Origin of the sequence: Streptomyces sp. NPDC101234 (assembly GCF_044767525.1) — a bacterium.
Classification (GTDB): Bacteria; Actinomycetota; Actinomycetes; order Streptomycetales; family Streptomycetaceae; genus Streptomyces; species Streptomyces sasae.
On record NZ_JBIWOA010000002.1, the window covers coordinates 108,138 to 126,582 of the forward strand.

An 18,445-nucleotide genomic window follows, 5' to 3' on the forward strand; every position below is an offset into this window, starting at 1 on the left:
GCCCCGATTCGCCCGGAACGCCCCGAAGTTGTCCACAGGGTCTGACGTCTTCCGGCCCCCACCTGTACCGTCTCCACGAGTTGATGTTCGAGAGTGTGCGTGCGTGGCGTACGGGGGAGGCGGTCGGCGTGACCGGACCGGAAGAGTCGGCGACGGCCGGGGCGCGCAAGCTGCCCTCGCCGAGGGGCTTTGCGCAGTGGCCCCCGAAGGGTTCACCCAAGCAGGAGGGCAAGGCGCTGCGTTCGGCGGTCCCGCGCGGCAGCCATCACGCCCTCGACCTGGACGGCTCCCGTCCGGACGCGGTGAGCGCGGTCGAGGAGTCCAACCGGGACCGTATCCCGGAGCTCGTCCCGATACGGGTCGGCAGGATGGCGGCGAGCCCGTTCGCGTTCCTGCGCGGTTCGGCCGGGCTGATGGCGCACGATCTGGCCCGCACCCCGATGACCAGGATCGCCACCCAGATATGCGGTGACGCCCACGCGGCCAACTTCGGTCTGTACGGCGACCCGCGCGGCGACCTCGTCATCGACCTGAACGACTTCGACGAGACGGTGCCCGGCCCCTGGGAGTGGGACCTCAAGCGGCTCGCCGCCTCCCTGGTGCTGGCCGGCCGGGAGGCGGGCGCCGACGAGGAGACGTGCCGCAAGGCGGCGGGCGACGCGGCCGGCGCCTACCGCCGCACCATGCGCCTGCTGGCCAGGCTTCCGGTCCTGGACGCGTGGAACGCCATAGCGGACGAGGAGCTGGTCTCCCACTCCGACGCCCACGACATGGTCGGCACCCTGCGCCGGGTCTCGGAGAAGGCCCGGGCCAACACCAGCGGCCGGTTCGCGGCCCGCTCCACCGAGCTCACCGAGGACGGCGGCCGCCGCTTCGTCGACGCCGCACCGGTGCTGCGCCGGGTCCCGGACGCGGAGGCGGAGGCGGTCACCGAGGCCCTGGAGCACTACGTCGGCACGCTCTCCGAGGACCGCCACCCCCTCCTCTCCCGGCACACCCCGCACGATGTCGCCTTCCGCATAGTCGGCACCGGCAGCGTCGGCACCCGTTCCTATGTCGTCCTCCTCCTCGACCACCGCGGCGAGCCGCTGATCCTCCAGGTCAAGGAGGCCCGCCCGTCCGCGCTCGTCCCGCATCTGGCCACTGCGGGCTTCGACGCTCCGGCCGTCGACCACGAGGGCCGCCGGGTGGTGCTGGGCCAGAAGCGGATGCAGGTGGTCAGCGACATCCTGCTGGGCTGGACCACGGTGCACGGCCGCCCCTTCCAGGTCCGCCAGTTCCGCAACCGCAAGGGCAGCGTCGACCCGGCCGCCCTGTCCCCCGACCAGATCGACGACTACGGCCGGATGACCGGCGCCCTGCTGGCCCGCGCCCACTCGCACAGCGCCGACCCGCGCCTGATCGCCGGCTACTGCGGCAAGAGCGAGGAGCTGGACGAGGCGGTGGCGGACTTCGCGGTGGCCTACGCCGACCGCACGGAGGCGGACCACGGGGAACTGGTGGCCGCGGTGCGCTCGGGACGGATCGCGGCGGAGCTCGGGGTGTGAGCCCCGCAGATGGTGACGTACGTCGAAGCGGATGAGGTGCCGAGGTGAAGTACGTCGAGATCGACGAGGGCGGGCCCGCGGTCTCCATCGACCCCGGCCCCTACCTGGCGCGGCTGCCGGAACTGGCCGGCGGCCTGCCGCCCGGCGCTCGCGCCTTCGCCACCGACCCGCGCCACTACGAGTTCGGCGGCCGTCGCTGTGTGAAGGACCTGCGCCCGCTGGACATGCGCCGCACGGCCCCCGCCGACATCGAGATCCGCTTCGGCCACAACTGCTTCCAGCACGACGAGGACCTGGTCGTCCGCTACTCGGGCGTCTCCCGTTTCCAGACGGACATCCTGGGCGCCTGCGACCTCACCTCGCTCGGCGAGGTCATCCTCGACGAGATCCTCCCGCACCCCGACGGCTGCACCCACGAGCTGGCCTGCCGCCCCGGCACCCTCGTCGTGGCCTGCACGGACCTGGTCGCACAGTGGGTCCCGGCCACCGATGACGACGACAGGGCCTAGGCTGGTCGGGTGACGACCCCGGAAGCTGAGCAGTCCCAGGCACCGCGGCCCGAGGAGCGCCTGGAGCGGGCCGTACGGGCCGCCGAGCAGGCGTTGATCGAGTACGAGATCGCGGTGGAGACCTTCCGCGTCGAGGTCGAGAATTTCTCCCGGCTGCACGAACAGAAACTCGGCCCCGTCTACCTCCGGCTCGAAGAGCTGGACGCGCGGATCGCCGAGGCCAAGGCCGCCCGCACCGGCGACCCCGAGGACATCCGCGCCGCCGAGGAGGCCCGGGCCCGGGTCATGCCCATCCCCGGCGTCGAGGAACTGCTGCACGGCTGGATGGACGGCCACGGCCTGTTCCCGGAGGCCGCCGCCATGCTCACCGAGCAGGAGGTACGGCCCCCGCAGCGGGTGCGGCCCAGCGAGGAGGCCCGCCGCCTCTACCGGGAGCTGGCCCGCAAGGCCCACCCCGACCTGGTGCAGGAGGGCGCCGAGCAGGAGCGGCGCGAGGAGTTCCTCACCCGGGTCAACGCGGCCTACGCCCGCGGCGACGAGGCCCTGCTGCGGGAGCTCGCCGAGGAATGGGCGGCCGGCCCGGTCCCGCCGGAGCGCAAGCCGAGCCGCGCCGAGGAACTGTACGCCCGCCTCGAATGGCTCGCCCAGCGCAAGGAACTGCTCACCCTCGTGGCCAGGGAACTGGAGGACGGGCCCATCGCGGGTCTGCTCCGGCTGGCCCCCGAGGACCCCGACAGGCTCCTCGACGAGATCGCCGAGAAGCTCCACAAGGACGTCGCCGAGCGGGAGGCGGAGCTGGCCGCGCTGCTCATGCAGGAGTAGCGGTCCGGTAGCGTCGTAGCCATGAACTTCGCAGCGCGTGTGCCCACGGTCGAGGTCGCGGACCTCAAGGACGGCGACTTCCTGCTGGACGTCCGCGAGGACGACGAGTGGCAGGCGGGCCACGCGGCCGGTGCCCTGCACATCCCGATCAGCGAGTTCGTGGCCCGCTACGGCGAGCTCACCGAGGCCGCGCCCCAGGACGGCCGCGTCAACGTCATCTGCCGCTCCGGCGGCCGCTCGGCCCAGGTCACGATGTACCTGGTCCAGCAGGGCATCGACGCGGTGAACGTGGACGGCGGCATGCAGGTATGGCAGGCAGCGGGCCGAGAGATCGTGACGGACACGGGCGAGCCGGGGTTCGTCGTCTGAGGGGGACTGCTGGCGCCCCGCACTGGAGCGCCCCTTCAGGGGCGCGGGGCTGTACTCGATTTGCGGCTACCGCCGCGTGGGCGCGACCAGCCCCCACCGGCCGGCACTCGACACACCACCGAACGCTCCCTGATCTGCAGTCCGCCCTATCCCAGTGGATGCGCGGCCAGCAGATCCCCCAGCGCCTCCTCATACGCCCCCGCACCCCCGAGCGCCAGCTCGAGCTGCTTGGCCCACGCGTGATACCGGTGCAGCGCATACTCCGTGTCGGCCCCGAACCCCCCGTGCAGATGCTGCGCGGTCTGCACCACCCGCCGCACCCCCTCGGCAGCCCAGATCTTCGCCACCGCCACGTCCCCGGCCAGGGGCAGCGCTCCCGGCGCCCCTGAAGCGATCCGCCAGGCCGCCTGCCACAGCGTCGCCTCCATGGCCCGCAGGTCGATGTACCGGTCGGCGGCCTGCACGGCCACCGCCTGGAACGTGGCGATCGGATGCCCGAACTGCTCCCGCTTCCCGGTGTACTCACTGGTCATCCGCAGCACCCGTTCACCGAGCCCGAGCGCCAGCGCGCACGTCCCGGTCGCCAGCAGTTCCCGAAGCCACTCCCAGGCCCCCGCCGCCGTCACCACGTCCCGCCCCGCGACCCGCGCCGACTCCAGCCGCAGTTCGCCGAGGCGTTCCCCGCTGGTCGACACCTGCTCGGCGAGCGCGACCCCGGCACCCGTCGGCGCCACCAGCGCCAGCACGTTCCGGTCGCCGTCGGTGTGCGCCGGTACGACGACGAGATCGGCGTCGTACGCCCATGGCACCGCTGTCTGCACCCCGTCCAGCACCCAGGTCTCCCCGTCCGGCCGGGCGGTCACCGCGAGTTCGGCCGGGTCGTGCCCGGTGCGCCCGCTCGCGGCGACGGTCAGCACCAGCTCCCCGCGCCCGGCCGGCGCCAGCAGCCGCGTCCCCAGCTCCTTGTCCCCGTAGGTCTGCAGAGCCGCCACGGCCGCGCTGTTCTCCAGCAGCGGCACCCGTGCCAGCACCTTCGCCGACTCCCGCAGCACCAGGCACAGCGCGATCGCGTCGAGCCCGGCCCCGCCGTACTCCTCGTCCAGCGGCAGGCTCAGCAGATCCGCGCCCGCCAGCCTGTCCCACAGCTCCCGGTCGAAGCCCGCGGCGACGGCACCGGTGGTCAGCGCCGGGCTCGGCACCCCGTCCGGTGCCACCGCGGCGAGCACCCCCCGTGCGGCCTCGGCCGCCGCCAACTGCTCCTCGGTGAAGGTGAAGTCCACGGTCCTGTCCTCCCGACGGATCCGGTGATCGGAAAGTGCCTGTCGGCGTGATCCGACGACGTCATCTGACGGTCCGTCAAGATAGAACAGGTTCTAGAAGAAGGGAACCGAAAAGCCCTGCGATCTCCGGCTCCCCCCGTCGTAGGCTGGCGCCCGTGTGTCCGCCAATGGGGGACGGACACCCTAGGGAGGACTCAATGGGGATCCGAAGCCTGACCCGCACCGAGGCCGAGCACCGCGCCGCGCTGATCTCGGTCGAGCGGTACGACGTGGACATCGACCTCACCGCCCTGCCCGACGGACCGGAGATCCGCTGTGTCTCCACGGTCGCCTTCGCCTGCCATGAGCCCGGCGCGGAGACCTTCGTGGACTGCGCGGCCGAGGTCCGCGCCGCCACCCTGAACGGCACCCCCCTCACCCCCTCCGGCGACGGCCGTATCGCGCTGCCCGGCCTGGCCGCGCACAACGTGCTGCGCGTGGAGAGCGTCCAGGCCGACACCACCGCCAGTCCGGGTGTGCACAAGGCCGTGGACCCCGCCGACGGCGAGGTCTACGTCTGGACGAGCTTCGAACCGGACGAGGCCCGCTTCGTCTGGGCCTGCTTCGACCAGCCCGACCTCAAGGCCCCGCACGCCTTCACCGTCACCGCCCCGGCCGCCTGGACCGTCCTCAGCAACTCCGGCGACCCGCAGGTCGAGGAGCAGGGCGCGGCCCGCCGCTGGACCTTCCCGGACACCCCGCCGCTGTCGGTGTACAACACCGTCGTCAACGCGGGCACCTTCCACGGGATCCGCCGCGAGGCCGACGGCCACGACCTCGGCATCTACGCCCGCCGCTCGCTCGCCGAGGTCCTGGAACGCGACGCGGACGAGATCTTCACCCTCACCGCCCAGGGCCTCGCCTTCTTCGCCGAGGCCTTCGCGATGCCGTTCCCGCAGCGCAGGTACGACCAGGTGTTCATGCCCGAGTTCGGCGGCGCGATGGAGAACTACGGCTGTGTGACCTGGTCGGACGCGTTCCTGCGGCGGGCCGTGCCGACGCCCGCCGAACGCGAGCTGCTCGCGCTCGTGCTGCTGCACGAGATGGCGCACATGTGGTTCGGCAACATCGTCACCATGCGCTGGTGGGACGACCTCTGGCTGAACGAGGCCTTCGCCGAGTTCGCCTGCCACTGGGCCGCCGAAGGCGCCACCCGCTACACCGACGCCTGGGCCGGCCACCTCGCCGACGGCAAGCTCAAGGCCTACCTCTCCGACCAGGGCCCGGTGTCCCACCCGATCCACCAGCCCATCCACGATGTCGCCCAGGCCGCGTCGATCTTCGACAACATCACCTACCCCAAGGGCGCCTCCGTCCTCCAGCAGCTGATGACCTATGTCGGCGAGGACCGTTTCCGGACCGGCATGGCCGCCTACTTCGCCCGCCACGCCTGGGGCACCACCACCCTCCAGGACCTGATCGACGCGCTCGCCGAGGCCAGTGGCCGCGACCTGGCCGCCTGGCGGAAGGCCTGGCTGGAGACCGCCGGCACCGACCGCTTCACCCTGGAGCACGACGGCGACACCGTCACCCTGGTCGCCGACGGCACCCCGCGCCCCCAGGTCCTGGCGGTCGGCGCGTACGGCCGCGACGGCGACGCCCTCGCGCGCGCCGCCCTGGTCCGCGTCGAGGTGACCGAGCCGCGCACCCCGGTCACCGGGCTCCCCGCCACCGCCGACCTCCTGCTGATCAACGACGACGACCTCACCTTCGCCACCACCCGCCCGGCACCCGGCACCCGGGACACCCTCCTGCGCGCCGCGGCCCAGCTGCCCACGGCCATCTCCCGGGGCGCGGCCGCCGCCACCGTCTGGGACATGCTCACGGCCGGTGAGGCCACGGCGGCCGAGGCCGGGCACTGCCTCACCGCGGTCCTCGCCGCCGAGACGTCCGACGCCGTGATCGAGCCCTATCTGAACCTCGTCACGAACATCGCCGAACTCTGGGCCCCGCCGGCCGAACGCCCCGCGCTGTCGGAGGCCGTGGCCGCGGTCTGCCGGCAGCTCGCCGCCGACCCGGGCCGCCGCCAGGTCGCCCTGCGCGGACTGGCCCGGGTGGGCGGTGCCGACGATCTCGGCCGGCTCCGCGACCGGGCCGGCGACGACATCGACCTGCGCTGGCGGGCCCTCGTCCGCGAGGCCGAACTCGGCGCCGACGTCGCCGCCGAGTCCACCGCCCTGCTCGAACGCGACCCCGACCCCGACGCCTGGGTCCGCGCCCTCACCGTCCGGGCCGCCCTTCCCGACCCGGCGGCGAAGGCCGAGGTCTGGCAGCGGCTGGCGGTGGACCGCGCGGTGCCGGTCGGGTCGGTCAACCCGGTGGCGGTGGCCTTCTGGCGCCCCGGCCAGGACGACCTGCTCGCCCCGTACGCCGAGCGCTATCTGGACACGATCCCGCAGCTGCACCAGGGCGGCATGATCCTGGCGATGGTCTACACCTCCCAGCTCTTCCCGCCGTACGCCGTCGACCCGGCGTACATCGAGAAGGCCCGGCAGTCGGCCCAGGACGCGGCCCCCGTGGTCCGCAAGACCCTTCTGGAACGCTCGGACGTGATCAGCCGCATGCTGCGGGCCCGCGGCTGACCCTCCCGGGCCGCCCGGCCGGCGTGAGGTGCGAGGTGTGGCTGTGATGTGAGGTGTGGTGGTGATGTGAGGAGTCACCGGTGTGGAAAACCTTCGGCCCAGCCTGTGGACAACTCGTCGGCCGAAGGCCCGCAGATGGTCCTTGGAGGCCTTGTGACCTGCGATGACGTCGGCGGGTAGGCTCCGGCGGCGCGCCGCCGGGCCCGCTCGGAGTGGCGATGGACACGCTCCCGGGCTCCGCCACGGGGCTGCGCCCGGCGGCCGGTGCTGAGTACCGTTCCGTGCGAGTGCCGGGCAGCGGCACACCGGGTGGTCCCGGACCGGCCGTCCGGATCGGACAGCGGGATCGGGCGGCGGGATCGGGGAACGGGGCGGAATGGACGACGCGTACGACGAGGACGCGGCCGCCCCGCAGGGGCCGGAGGGTCCGAGCGGAGCGCGTGCGGTGCGGACCGGTGACCCCGCCGCGCCCGCGGGACCGCCGCCGTCCGTCCCCCGCACCGGCGTCGCCGCCCTCTCCCCCCGCTACCAGGTCGGCGCGGCCCTCGCCCTGGCCCTGGTCGCGGTCGCCGCCTGTGTGCACCTCGGGATGGTGTTCCTGAGCGTCGCGCCGGCGAACACGGTCACCAAGCAGCACGGCAAGGCGATCGAGGAATGGGTGTATCCGGAGTTCGAGCAGAACTGGAAGCTCTTCGCGCCCAACCCGCTGCAGCAGAACATCGCGGTGCAGGTGCGTGCCGACGTGCTGATGCAGGACGGCACCACGACCACCACCGGCTGGAACGACCTGTCGGTCCAGGACGGCAAGGCCATCGACGGCAGTCTGCTGCCGAGCCACACCGTGCAGAACGAGCTGCGCCGGGCCTGGGACTTCTTCGTCACCACGCACGGCAACGACAACCGTCCCATCGGCCTGCGCGGCTCCCTCTCCGAGCAGTACCTGCGCCGGATCGTCGTCATGCGCATGTACCGGGGGGACGCGACCAGTGAGAAGGGCACCATCGAGCGCGTCCAGGTGCGCTCCAGCACCACCGACGTGCCCCCGCCGGACTGGAGCGGCGAGAAGGTCTCCGACAACCCTGTCTACCGGGTGCTGCCCTGGTGGAGGGTCACGGCGGACGAGGCGAACGGGGGTGTGCGGTGAGCCGGCTCGCCCTGTGCCTGTCCCGCGCCATCGCCCGGGTCACCGGGTCGGCCTTCGGGCCGTACCAGACGGCCGTCGTCCGTATCGGGTTCGCCGCCACCTGGCTGCTCTTCCTGCTGCGCGAGTACCCGCACCGCCAGGAGCTGTACGGCCCCGACGGCCCCTGGAGCTTCGGCCTCGCCCAGCAGCTGACCTCCGACAACCACGCCTTCACGGCGCTGCTGTTCTCCGACAGCCGGGTCTTCTTCGAGGTCTTCTACTTCCTGGCCGTGCTCACCAGTGCTCTGCTGCTGCTGGGCTGGCGCACCCGAACCACATCCCTGCTGTTCATGGTCGGGGTGCTGTCCCTGCAGAACCGCAGCGTGTTCGTGGGCGACGGCGGCGACAACGTGCTGCACCTGATGTCCTTCTACCTGGTGTTCACCCGCTGCGGCCAGGTCTGGTCCCTGGACGCCCGCCGGGCGGCCCGCGCGAGCGCCGCACGCGCGCGTGGCGAGCTCGTCGCCCCCGACCGCGCCTCCGACCGGGTGGGCCCGGCCCTGTGGGCGGTCTCCGGTCTGCTGCTGGTCGCGGCGGCCCTCACCGGCCGCACCGGCGGCGGCTGGCTGGTACCGGCCCTCATGTGGGCGACCTGGGCGGGCGCCGCCCTGTGGTGGGCGGTGGGCCGCTGGGCGCGCACCGCCGAGCCCCGGATCCTGCTGGACGTCATCGCGAACATCCTGCACAACGGCGCCCTGTTCGTGATCATGGCCGAGGCCTGCCTCATCTACGCCACCGCCGGCTGGTACAAGATCCAGGGTTCCCGCTGGCAGGACGGCACCGCCGTCTACTACCCGCTCCACCTGGACTACTTCTCACCCTGGCCGGCCCTCGCCGACCTGCTGTCCGCCAACGGCACGATGGTGATGCTGGTGACCTACGGGACGGTCATCGTCCAGGTCGCCTTCCCGTTCACGCTGTTCAACCGGCGGGTCAAGAACGTGCTGCTGGCCGCGATGATGACCGAGCACGCGGTGATCGCGGTCGTCCTCGGCCTGCCCTTCTTCTCCCTCGCCATGATCGCGGCGGACTCGGTCTTCCTGCCGACGTCCTTCCTGCTCGGGCTCGGCGGCTGGGCGGTACGCGCGCGGGCCCGCGTTTTCCGGCGGGGCGCCCCGTCACTGCCCCGTCCTCGCTCCCCCGAGGCCGACGAACAGCCCCGCGTAGGCTTCGGGGCATGACCGACCCCCTTGACCGCTGGGCACAGCAGGCGGGCTCCGCCGTGCTGCTCGACGGCTTCCACGCCCTCAAGCACGCCCTGCGCTTCGGCGCGGAGGTGCCGGTGGCGGTCACGACGGACCGGGAGGCGACCCTGGCCCTCGCGGCCGACCTCGCCCCCGACGTCCGGGACGCGCTGGCCGCGCTGCTGACCGAGGTGACTGCGGAGTCGTACGCCAAGCTCGTCGCGCGCGCCCACCCGACGGGCGTCGCCGCGCTGGCCGTACGACCCTCCCGCGAGGCCAACCTCCGCGCGCTGGCGCGCGTCCCGCGCACGGCCCCGATCGTGGTCCTCGACGAGCCCCGCAACCTCGGCAACGCGGGCGCGGTGATCCGCCTGGCGGCGGGCTTCGGAGCGACGGGAGTGATCACGACCGGCACGCTCGATCCTTGGCATCCGACGGTCGTGCGGGGCGGTGCGGGGCTCCACTTCGCGACGGCGGTGGAACGGCTGACGGTGGCGGAGCTGCCGCAGGGCCCTGTGTACGCCTTGGACCCGGAGGGCGAGGACGTCCGGGGCACGAAGCTCCCGGACGACGCCATCCTCGCCTTCGGCTCGGAGCGCACGGGTCTCTCGGCGGAACTGCGAGCGAGGACCGACCATCTCCTACGGCTGCCGATGCGCCCGCAGGTGAGCAGCTACAACCTGGCGACGAGCGTGGCGATGACGCTGTACCACTGGAGCGCTTTGTAAGGCACCTGGGCGGGTGCGCCCCTTCAGGGGCGCGGGGAACTGCGCGACCAGCCCCCACGCACCCGCAGTGAAGGGCCGGTCTTACGCCTCCCTGCGCACCTCGATCACCCGGAACCGGTTCGCCACGAACGCGCCGTCCGTCAGCGCCGCGTTCGCCGCCGCATTGCCCCCGGACCCGTGGAAGTCCGAGAACGCCGCCGTCTGGTTCACATACACCCCGCCCACCAGGTTCAGCGACAGCTGGGCCGCCTCCTCCAGGCAGACCTCCTCCACGGCGCTCTCCACGTCCGCGTCGACCGTGTACGCCCCGACCGTCATCGCGCCCTTGTCCCGCACCGTCCGCCGCAGCAGGTCCACCGCGTCGGCGGCCGAGTCCACGGCGACGGCGAAGGACACCGGCCCGAAGCACTCGCTCATGTAGGCCGCCTCGTCGTCCGGCTTGGCCCCGTCCAGCTTGACGATGACCGGTGTGCGGACGACCGCGTTCGGGAACTCCGGGTTGGCGATCTCCCGGGACGCCAGGGCGACCTCGCCGAGGCCGGCCGCGGCCTCCAGACGGGCCTTGACGTCGGGGTTGACGATCGCGCCGAGGAGCGCGTTCGCGCGGGCGTCGTCGCCGAGCAGACCGTCGACCGCGCGGGCGAGGTCGGCGACCACCTCGTCGTAGGTCCTGGGCCCCTCATCGGTGCGGATGCCGTCGCGGGGGATCAGCAGGTTCTGCGGCGTCGTGCACATCTGGCCGCTGTACAGGGACAGCGAGAACGCCAGGTTGGAGAGCATCCCCTTGTAGTTGTCGGTGGACTCGACCAGCACCGTGTTGACGCCGGCCTTCTCCGTGTAGACCTGTGCCTGCCGGGCGTTGGCCTCCAGCCAGTCGCCGAAGGCGGTGGAACCCGTGTAGTCGATGATCCTGATCTCCGGGCGGGTGGCGAGCGTCTTCGCGATGCCCTCGCCGGGGCGCTCCGCCGTCAGGGCCACCAGGTTCGGGTCGAAGCCGGCCTCGGCGAGGACCTGACGGGCGACCTGGACGGTGAGGGCGAGCGGGAGCACCGCGCGCGGGTGCGGCTTGACCAGGACCGCGTTGCCGGTGGCGAGGGAGGCGAACAGGCCCGGGTAGCCGTTCCACGTCGGGAACGTGTTGCAGCCGATGACCAGGGCGATCCCGCGCGGGACCGGCTTGAACGTCTTGGTCAGCGCGAGGGGGTCGCGCTTGCCCTGGGGCTTGGTCCACTCGGCCGTGTGGGGGGTGCGGACCTGCTCCACGTACGCGTACGCCACCGCCTCCAGGCCGCGGTCCTGGGCGTGCGGGCCGCCCGCCTGGAACGCCATCATGAACGCCTGGCCGCTGGTGTGCATGACCGCGTGCGCGAACTCGTGCGTGCGGTCGCTGATCCGCTTGAGGATCTCCAGACACACCACCGCGCGCGCCTCCGCGCCCGCGTCGCGCCACGCGCGCTGCCCGGCCTGCATGGCGGGAAGGAGCGTGTCGACGTCGGTGTGCGGGTAGGTCACGTCCAGGTCGATGCCGTACGGCGAGACCTCGCCGCCGACCCAGTCGTCGGTGCCGGGCTGGCCGAGGTCGATCCGGCCGCCGAGCAGGGCGTCGAAGGCGGCCTTGCCCGCCGCCGGGTCCAGGCTGCCGTGCTCGCCGTAGGCCTTGGGGTGCTCGGGGTGGGGGGACCAGTACGCGCGCGTGCGGATCGCCTCCAGCGCCTGGTCAAGCGTGGGCCGGTGCTTGGCGATCAGCTCGTGCACGGTGAGTTCGGCGGTCATGCGGGACCAACTCCTCGTCTGATGAGCTCCCCTTCGAGCTCATGACCTGGGCAGAAACAGCCGGACAGAGTTAGAGTAACCGAACGATCGGTCGGGACAAGGGGGCCTGCCGCATCTGTGGAAAACCCCGTGCGGGAGGATCGCGCACATGACAGCAATCGACCTCAGCAGCCCCGTGGGAGTCGTCGGCACCGGCACCATGGGCCAGGGCATCGCCCAGGTCGCACTCGTCGCGGGCCATGCCGTACGGCTGTACGACGCCGTCCCCGGGCGGGCCCGGGACGCGGCCGCGGCGATCGGCGCCCGCCTCGACCGGCTCGTCGAGAAGGACCGGATGACGGCTGCCGCCAGGGACGCGGCCCGCGAGCGGCTGCTTCCCGCCGAGGAGCTCACAGAGTTCGCGGACTGCGCCCTGGTCGTGGAGGCCGTCCTGGAGCGCCTGGACGTCAAGCAGGAGCTGTTCCGCGCCCTGGAGGACATCGTCGGCGAGGACTGTCTGTTCGCCACCAACACGTCCTCCCTGTCGGTGACGGCCATCGGCGGAGGCCTGCGGGGTGCCGCCCGGCTGGTGGGCCTGCACTTCTTCAACCCGGCTCCGCTGATGCCGCTGGTGGAGGTGGTCTCCGGGTTCGCCACCGACGTCACGTCGGCCACGCGCGCGTACGAAACCGCCCGCGCCTGGGGCAAGACGCCGGTCGCCAGCGCGGACACCCCCGGCTTCATCGTCAACCGCATCGCGCGGCCCTTCTACGCCGAGGCGTTCGCGGTCTACGAGGCGCAGGCCGCCGACCCGGCCACCATCGACGCGGTGCTGCGGGAGAGCGGCGGCTTCCGGATGGGCGCCTTCGAACTGACCGACCTGATCGGCCAGGACGTCAACGAGTCCGTCACGCACTCCGTGTGGCAGGCCTTCTTCCAGGACGTACGCTTCACGCCCTCCCTCGCCCAGCGCCGACTGGTCGAGTCCGGCCGGCTCGGCCGCAAGACCGGGCACGGCTGGTACGACTACGCGGACGGCGAGGAGCGCTCCGAACCGCTCACCGCCGAGCCGGCCCGGCCGCCCGCCTACGTCGTCGCCGAGGGCGGTCTGGGCCCGGCGGCCGAGCTGCTGCCGTTGATCCGCGAGGCGGGCATCCAGGTCCGTGAGGAGGACGAGGACCACGGCACCCGCCTCGTCCTGCCCAGCGGCGGCCAGCTGGTGCTCACCGACGGCCAGACGTCGGTGGAGTTCCGGGACGTCGTCTACTTCGACCTCGCCCTCGACTACCGCCGCGCCACCCGTATCGCCCTGTCCGCGGGACACGACACCCTGCCCCAGACGCTCAGCGAGGCCATCGGCCTCTTCCAGGCGCTCGGCAAGCAGGTCAGCGTCATCGGCGACGTGCCCGGCATGATCGTCGCCCGGACGGTCGCCCGGATCGTCGACCTGGCGCACGACGCCGTCGCCAAGGGCGTGGCCACCGAGGAGGACATCGACACCGCGATGCGCCTGGGCGTCAACTACCCGCTCGGCCCCTTCGAGTGGAGCCGCCGCCTCGGCCGCGACTTCGCCTATGACCTCCTCGACGACCTGCATCTGCGTGATCCCAGCGGCCGCTACGCGCCCTCCCTCGCGCTCTACCGGCACGCCTACGCCACCGAGAAGCGGGAGGGCGCCTCATGACCACCGCCAAGCGTGACACCTACACCCCCGAGACCCTGCTCTCGGTGGCCGTCCAGGTCTTCAACGAGCGCGGCTACGACGGCACCTCCATGGAGCACCTCTCCAAGGCGGCCGGCATCTCCAAGTCGTCGATCTACCACCACGTCTCGGGCAAGGAGGAGCTGCTGCGCCGCGCGGTCAGCCGGGCGCTGGACGGTTTGTTCGGGATCCTCGACGAGGAGCACGCGCGCGTGGGCCCCGCCGCCGACCGTCTGGAGCACGTCGTACGGCGCATGGTCGAGGTGCTGGTCACCGAACTGCCCTATGTGACGCTGCTGCTGCGGGTGCGCGGCAACACCGACACCGAGCGGTGGGCGCTGGAGCGGCGCCGGGACTTCGACCACCGGGTGGCCGAGCTGCTGAAGGCGGCGGCCGCCGAGGGGGACATACGCGGCGACGTCGAAGTGCGGCTCGCGACCCGGCTGGTCTTCGGCATGGTCAACTCGGTCGTCGAGTGGTACCGCCCGGACGGGCGCGGCGCGAGCGAGCGCGAGGTCGCCGACGCCGTGGTGCGGCTGGCCTTCACGGGCCTGCGCGCACACTGACGTCAGTCGTCGTCCGGCTCCAGGTCCTCCTCCTCGAACACCAGCAGCGTGCGGGTGCTGAGCACCTCGGGGATGGCCTGGAGCCGGGTCAGCACCAGCTCGCGCAGCGCCTTGTTGTCGGGCGTGTGCACGAGCAGCAGGACGTCGAAGTCGCCGCCCACCAGGGCGATGTGGGAGGCCCCGGGCAGCTGGCGCAGCTGCTCCCGGACCGTGCGCCAGGTGTTCTGGACGATCTTCAGCGTGATGTACGCCGAGGTGCCCTGGCCCGCCCGCTCGTGGTCCACCCGGGCCCCGAAACCGCGGATCACCCCGTCCTCGATGAGACGGTTGATACGCGCGTAGGCGTTGGCGCGCGAGACATGGACGCGTTCGGCGACCGACCGTATCGACGCTCGGCCGTCCGCCTGGAGGATCTGCAGGATGTCCTGATCGATGGCGTCCAGCGGGCGCGCGGGGGGCAGGGCCGTGCGATCCTGCGGGCCCTCGGCCATTTGTTCAGGAGCCATGTCCCCCCGCCTTCCTGCCGTGGACGTACTGCGTTCATTCCAGGTTGTGGAGAACCGTTTGTCCACAGCCTGAAGGTGCCTGTAGCCAAAATGTGCCGACGACCGAACAATCGGTAGGTGGGACGGGTCACAGCCGATCCGTCTCCCGTACCCCCATGAGGAGGTGCCGTCATGACGGTCATGGAGCAGCGCGGCGCGTACCGTCCGTCGCCGCCGCCCGCCTGGCAGCCCCGGACGGACCCCGCGCCGCTGCTGCCCGACGAGCGTCCGTACCGTGTCCTCGGCACGGAGGCGGTCGCCAAGGCCGACCCCGAGCTGCTGCGCCGGCTGTACACCCAGCTCGTGCGCGGCCGCAGGTACAACGCACAGGCCACCGCCCTCACCAAACAGGGCCGGCTCGCCGTCTACCCCTCCAGCACCGGCCAGGAGGCCTGCGAGGTCGCCGCCGCCCTCGCCCTCCAGGAGCGGGACTGGCTCTTCCCCAGCTACCGCGACACCCTCGCGGTGATCGCCCGGGGCGTGGACCCCGTCGAGGCGCTCACCCTGCTGCGCGGCGACTGGCACACGGGCTACGACCCCTACGCCCACCGGGTGGCCCCGCTCTCCACCCCGCTCGCCACCCAGCTCCCGCACGCCGTGGGCCTCGCCCATGCGGCCCGCCTCAAGGGGGACGACGTGGTCGCGCTCGCCATGGTCGGCGACGGCGGCACCAGCGAGGGCGACTTCCACGAGGCGCTGAACTTCGCCGCCGTCTGGCAGGCCCCGGTCGTCTTCCTGGTCCAGAACAACGGCTTCGCCATCTCCGTCCCGCTCGCCAAGCAGACCGCCGCCCCCTCCCTGGCCCACAAGGCCGTCGGCTACGGCATGCCGGGCCGCCTGGTCGACGGCAACGACGCGGCCGCCGTGCACGAGGTCCTCTCCGACGCCGTACGGCACGCGCGCGAGGGCGGCGGACCCACCCTGGTCGAGGCGGTGACCTACCGCATCGAGGCCCACACCAACGCCGACGACGCCACCCGCTACCGGGGTGACGCCGAGGTCGACGCCTGGCGGGACCACGACCCGATCCTGCTGCTTGAGCGCGAGCTGACCGACCGCGGGCTCCTCGACGAGGACATCGTGCGCCGGGCGCGCGAGGACGCCGAGACCATGGCCGCGGACCTGCGCGAGCGTATGAACCGCGACCCGGAACTCGACCCCATGGACCTCTTCGACCAGGTCTACGCCGAGACCACCGGGCAACTGCGCGAACAGCGCGCCATGTTGCGGGCCGAGCTGGAAGCCGCGCAGGACGACCGGCGGGAAGGCGGCCACTGATGACCACCGTCGCCGTCAAGCCCGCCACCATGGCCCAGGCCCTCACCCGCGCGCTGCGCGACGCGATGGCCGCCGACCCGTCCGTGCATGTCATGGGCGAGGACGTCGGCGCCCTCGGCGGCGTCTTCCGGGTCACCGACGGCCTCGCCAAGGAGTTCGGCGAGACCCGCTGCACCGACACCCCCCTCGCGGAGGCCGGCATCCTCGGCACGGCGGTGGGCATGGCGATGTACGGACTGCGCCCGGTCGTGGAGATGCAGTTCGACGCCTTCGCCTACCCCGCCTTCGAGCAGCTCATCAGCCATGTCTCCCGGATGCGCAACCGCACCCGCGGCAGGATGCCCCTCCCGATCACCGTCCGTGTGCCCTACGGCGGCGGCATCGGCGGCGTCGAGCACCACAGCGACTCCTCCGAGGCCTACTACATGGCCACCCCCGGCCTGTACGTCGTCACCCCCGCCACCGTCGCCGACGCCTACGGCCTGCTGCGCCGGTCCATCGCCTCCGACGACCCGGTCGTCTTCCTCGAACCCAAGCGGCTGTACTGGTCCAAGGACTCCTGGAACCCCGAGCATCCGACGGACGTTGAACCCATCGGCCGCGCGGTGGTGCGCCGCACAGGGCGCAGCGCCACGCTCATCACCTACGGCCCGTCCGTACCGGTCTGCCTCGAAGCCGCCGAGGCCGGCCAGGCGGAGGGCTGGGACCTGGAAGTCGTCGACCTGCGCTCCCTGGTGCCGTTCGACGACGAGACGGTCTGCGCCTCGGTACGGCGCACCGGGCGAGCGGTCGTCGTACACGAGTCGGGCGGCTTCGGCGGACCGGGAGGGGAGATCGCGGCCCGGGTCACGGAGCGCTGCTTCCACCACCTGGAGGCGCCGGTGCTGCGCGTGGCCGGGTTCGACATTCCCTACCCGCCGCCGATGCTGGAGCGTCACCACCTGCCCGGTGTGGACCGCATCCTGGACGCGGTGGCGCGTCTGCAGTGGGAGGCCGAGGGCTGATGGCACAGGTGCTGGAGTTCAAACTGCCCGACCTCGGGGAGGGGCTCACCGAGGCGGTGATCGTCACCTGGCTGGTCCAGGTCGGCGAGGTCGTCGCGATCGACCAGCCGGTCGTCGAGGTCGAGACGGCCAAGGCGATGGTCGAGGTTCCCTGCCCCTACGGCGGTGTGGTCACCGCCCGCTTCGGCGAGGAGGGCACCGAACTGCCCGTCGGCGCCCCGCTGCTGACGGTCGCCGTCGGCGAGGCGGCCACGGTCCCCGAGGCGGAGGGCTCCGGCAACGTCCTGGTGGGCTACGGCACGGGCACGCCCCCGGCGCGCCGCCGACGAGTCCGTACGTCCGCCCCGGAGCGGGCCAACGGCACGGCCGCCCGGAGCACCGTTCCGGAACGGCCGCACCAGGTCGCCGCGCCGGAAGCGGCGACCCACCCGCGCGTGCCCGTACCGCCCGCCGCGCTCACCGACGGCCCTGCCCCGGTGATCTCCCCGCTGGTGCGCCGCCTGGCCCGCGACAACGGCCTCGACCTGCGCCGGCTGGAGGGCTCGGGCCCCGAAGGGCTCATCCTCCGCGCCGACGTCGAGGACGCACTGCGCGCCAACGCGGCCCGCGCGGGCGCCAGGACCGCACCGCCCGGATCCGCGGGCACCCGCACACCCCTCAAGGGCATCCGGGGCGTGGTCGCCGACAAACTCTCCCGCAGCCGCCGGGAGATCCCCGACGCGACCTGCTGGGTGGACGCCGACGCGACGGAGCTGATGCGCGCGCGGACCGCGATGAACGCGACGGCGGGCCCGAAGATCTCCCTCCTCGCGCTCCTCGCCCGGATCTGCACCGCGGCCCTGGCCCGTCACCCCGAGCTGAACTCCTACGTCGACGTCGAGGCCCGCGAGATCGTCCAGCTCGACCAGGTCCACCTGGGCTTCGCCGCCCAGACCGAGCGGGGCCTGGTCGTCCCGGTGGTCCGGGACGCCCACACCCGCGACGCCGAGTCCCTCACGGCGGAGTTCGCCCGCCTCACCGAGTCCGCCCACGCCGGAGCCCTGACCCCGGCGGAACTCACCGGCGGCACCTTCACGTTGAACAACTACGGCGTCTTCGGCGTCGACGGCTCCACCCCGATCATCAACCACCCCGAGGCGGCGATGCTGGGAGTGGGCCGCATCGTCCCGAAGCCATGGGTCCACGAGGGCGAGCTGGCGGTCCGCCAAGTCGTCCAGCTGTCCCTCACCTTCGACCACCGGGTCTGCGACGGCGGCACAGCAGGCGGCTTCCTGCGCTACGTGGCCGACTGCGTGGAAAACCCGACGGTACTTCTCAGGACGCTCTAGCTGTGGCGCCCCGTGAGGGGCGCGGGG

General features: G+C 72.5%; 16 protein-coding genes. 13 read left to right on the forward strand and 3 right to left on the reverse strand.

The window, feature by feature from the left end:
• The first annotated feature begins 83 nt into the window (after positions 1-83).
• The 4 genes from ACIRR9_RS03790 to ACIRR9_RS03805 are packed head-to-tail and all read left to right on the forward strand — an operon-like array spanning position 84 to position 3,247.
• Entirely contained in the window at positions 84-1,547 is a 1,464-nt protein-coding gene (locus ACIRR9_RS03790) for a DUF2252 domain-containing protein (RefSeq protein ID WP_403747187.1), read from the forward strand.
• A 44-nt stretch (positions 1,548-1,591) separates the two neighbouring features.
• Positions 1,592-2,056, forward strand: coding sequence for a hypothetical protein (locus ACIRR9_RS03795; RefSeq protein ID WP_403747189.1), 465 nt, complete (start codon positions 1,592-1,594; stop codon positions 2,054-2,056).
• 9 nt (positions 2,057-2,065) lie between these two features.
• Positions 2,066-2,878, forward strand: coding sequence for a hypothetical protein (locus tag ACIRR9_RS03800; protein ID WP_316771667.1), 813 nt, complete (start codon positions 2,066-2,068; stop codon positions 2,876-2,878).
• Between the two features lie 39 nt (positions 2,879-2,917).
• The gene (locus ACIRR9_RS03805; RefSeq protein ID WP_123981709.1) at positions 2,918-3,247 is read left to right on the forward strand and encodes a rhodanese-like domain-containing protein; all 330 of its coding nucleotides are present in this window, start codon (positions 2,918-2,920) and stop codon (positions 3,245-3,247) included.
• A gap of 146 nt (positions 3,248-3,393) precedes the next feature.
• On the opposite strand, the gene ACIRR9_RS03810 is transcribed toward ACIRR9_RS03805, so the two are convergent.
• On the reverse strand, positions 3,394-4,527 hold the full coding sequence (locus ACIRR9_RS03810) for an acyl-CoA dehydrogenase family protein (protein WP_403747190.1): 1,134 nt from the start codon (positions 4,525-4,527) through the stop codon (positions 3,394-3,396).
• Between the two features lie 197 nt (positions 4,528-4,724).
• On the opposite strand from ACIRR9_RS03810, the gene pepN reads away from it, so the two are divergent.
• The 4 genes from pepN (at position 4,725) to ACIRR9_RS03830 (ending at position 10,243) form a co-directional block, all read left to right on the forward strand.
• On the forward strand, positions 4,725-7,148 hold the full coding sequence (pepN, locus tag ACIRR9_RS03815) for an aminopeptidase N (protein ID WP_403747193.1): 2,424 nt from the start codon (positions 4,725-4,727) through the stop codon (positions 7,146-7,148).
• 376 nt (positions 7,149-7,524) lie between these two features.
• A complete protein-coding gene (locus tag ACIRR9_RS03820; protein WP_403747195.1) occupies positions 7,525-8,292 on the forward strand; it encodes a DUF5819 family protein in 768 nt (255 codons plus the stop codon).
• The gene (locus ACIRR9_RS03825) at positions 8,289-9,512 is read left to right on the forward strand and encodes an HTTM domain-containing protein (RefSeq protein ID WP_403747197.1); all 1,224 of its coding nucleotides are present in this window, start codon (positions 8,289-8,291) and stop codon (positions 9,510-9,512) included. The genes ACIRR9_RS03820 and ACIRR9_RS03825 overlap by 4 nt, the downstream gene beginning before the upstream one ends.
• Positions 9,509-10,243, forward strand: coding sequence for a TrmH family RNA methyltransferase (locus tag ACIRR9_RS03830; protein ID WP_403747200.1), 735 nt, complete (start codon positions 9,509-9,511; stop codon positions 10,241-10,243). Before ACIRR9_RS03825 ends, ACIRR9_RS03830 begins: the two co-directional genes overlap by 4 nt.
• 81 nt (positions 10,244-10,324) lie before the next feature.
• On the opposite strand, the gene paaN is transcribed toward ACIRR9_RS03830, so the two are convergent.
• Positions 10,325-12,016 (reverse strand): phenylacetic acid degradation protein PaaN, encoded by a 1,692-nt coding sequence (paaN, locus tag ACIRR9_RS03835; RefSeq protein ID WP_403747203.1) that lies wholly within the window; start codon positions 12,014-12,016, stop codon positions 10,325-10,327.
• Between the two features lie 148 nt (positions 12,017-12,164).
• On the opposite strand from paaN, the gene ACIRR9_RS03840 reads away from it, so the two are divergent.
• Positions 12,165-13,679, forward strand: a complete 1,515-nt coding sequence (locus tag ACIRR9_RS03840) for a 3-hydroxyacyl-CoA dehydrogenase (RefSeq protein ID WP_403747205.1) — start codon at positions 12,165-12,167, stop codon at positions 13,677-13,679.
• Positions 13,676-14,263 carry a TetR/AcrR family transcriptional regulator gene (locus ACIRR9_RS03845; RefSeq protein ID WP_316771682.1) on the forward strand — a complete coding sequence of 196 codons (588 nt, stop codon included), beginning with the start codon at positions 13,676-13,678 and terminating at the stop codon, positions 14,261-14,263. The genes ACIRR9_RS03840 and ACIRR9_RS03845 overlap by 4 nt, the downstream gene beginning before the upstream one ends.
• Before the next feature lie 2 nt (positions 14,264-14,265).
• On the opposite strand, the gene ACIRR9_RS03850 is transcribed toward ACIRR9_RS03845, so the two are convergent.
• Positions 14,266-14,769 carry an Lrp/AsnC family transcriptional regulator gene (locus ACIRR9_RS03850; RefSeq protein ID WP_403747208.1) on the reverse strand — a complete coding sequence of 168 codons (504 nt, stop codon included), beginning with the start codon at positions 14,767-14,769 and terminating at the stop codon, positions 14,266-14,268.
• 171 nt (positions 14,770-14,940) lie between these two features.
• Here ACIRR9_RS03850 and pdhA point away from each other — a divergent pair, with 171 nt between their 5' ends.
• From pdhA to ACIRR9_RS03865, 3 genes are read left to right on the forward strand one after another with little or no spacing between them, the layout of a single operon-like run.
• The gene (pdhA, locus tag ACIRR9_RS03855; RefSeq protein ID WP_403747210.1) at positions 14,941-16,086 is read left to right on the forward strand and encodes a pyruvate dehydrogenase (acetyl-transferring) E1 component subunit alpha; all 1,146 of its coding nucleotides are present in this window, start codon (positions 14,941-14,943) and stop codon (positions 16,084-16,086) included.
• Complete coding sequence (locus ACIRR9_RS03860) at positions 16,086-17,090, forward strand: alpha-ketoacid dehydrogenase subunit beta (RefSeq protein WP_365340632.1); 1,005 nt, start codon at positions 16,086-16,088, stop codon at positions 17,088-17,090. The genes pdhA and ACIRR9_RS03860 overlap by 1 nt, the downstream gene beginning before the upstream one ends.
• Positions 17,090-18,418: a dihydrolipoamide acetyltransferase family protein gene (locus ACIRR9_RS03865; protein WP_403747213.1), complete on the forward strand. Its 1,329-nt coding sequence runs from the start codon at positions 17,090-17,092 to the stop codon at positions 18,416-18,418. The genes ACIRR9_RS03860 and ACIRR9_RS03865 overlap by 1 nt, the downstream gene beginning before the upstream one ends.
• Positions 18,419-18,445: the final 27 nt, after the last annotated feature.

Bases quoted from the DNA above. Each gene is read 5' to 3' on its own strand.
- pepN (WP_403747193.1), top strand. From the start codon at position 4,725: ATGGGGATCCGAAGCCTGACCCGCACCGAGGCCGAGCACCGCGCCGCG.
- pdhA (WP_403747210.1), top strand. From the start codon at position 14,941: ATGACGGTCATGGAGCAGCGCGGCGCGTACCGTCCGTCGCCGCCGCCC.
- ACIRR9_RS03850 (WP_403747208.1), bottom strand. From the start codon at position 14,769: ATGGCTCCTGAACAAATGGCCGAGGGCCCGCAGGATCGCACGGCCCTG.
- ACIRR9_RS03845 (WP_316771682.1), top strand. From the start codon at position 13,676: ATGACCACCGCCAAGCGTGACACCTACACCCCCGAGACCCTGCTCTCG.
- ACIRR9_RS03830 (WP_403747200.1), top strand. From the start codon at position 9,509: ATGACCGACCCCCTTGACCGCTGGGCACAGCAGGCGGGCTCCGCCGTG.
- paaN (WP_403747203.1), bottom strand. From the start codon at position 12,016: ATGACCGCCGAACTCACCGTGCACGAGCTGATCGCCAAGCACCGGCCC.
- ACIRR9_RS03840 (WP_403747205.1), top strand. From the start codon at position 12,165: ATGACAGCAATCGACCTCAGCAGCCCCGTGGGAGTCGTCGGCACCGGC.
- ACIRR9_RS03865 (WP_403747213.1), top strand. From the start codon at position 17,090: ATGGCACAGGTGCTGGAGTTCAAACTGCCCGACCTCGGGGAGGGGCTC.
- ACIRR9_RS03860 (WP_365340632.1), top strand. From the start codon at position 16,086: ATGACCACCGTCGCCGTCAAGCCCGCCACCATGGCCCAGGCCCTCACC.
- ACIRR9_RS03820 (WP_403747195.1), top strand. From the start codon at position 7,525: ATGGACGACGCGTACGACGAGGACGCGGCCGCCCCGCAGGGGCCGGAG.
- ACIRR9_RS03790 (WP_403747187.1), top strand. From the start codon at position 84: ATGTTCGAGAGTGTGCGTGCGTGGCGTACGGGGGAGGCGGTCGGCGTG.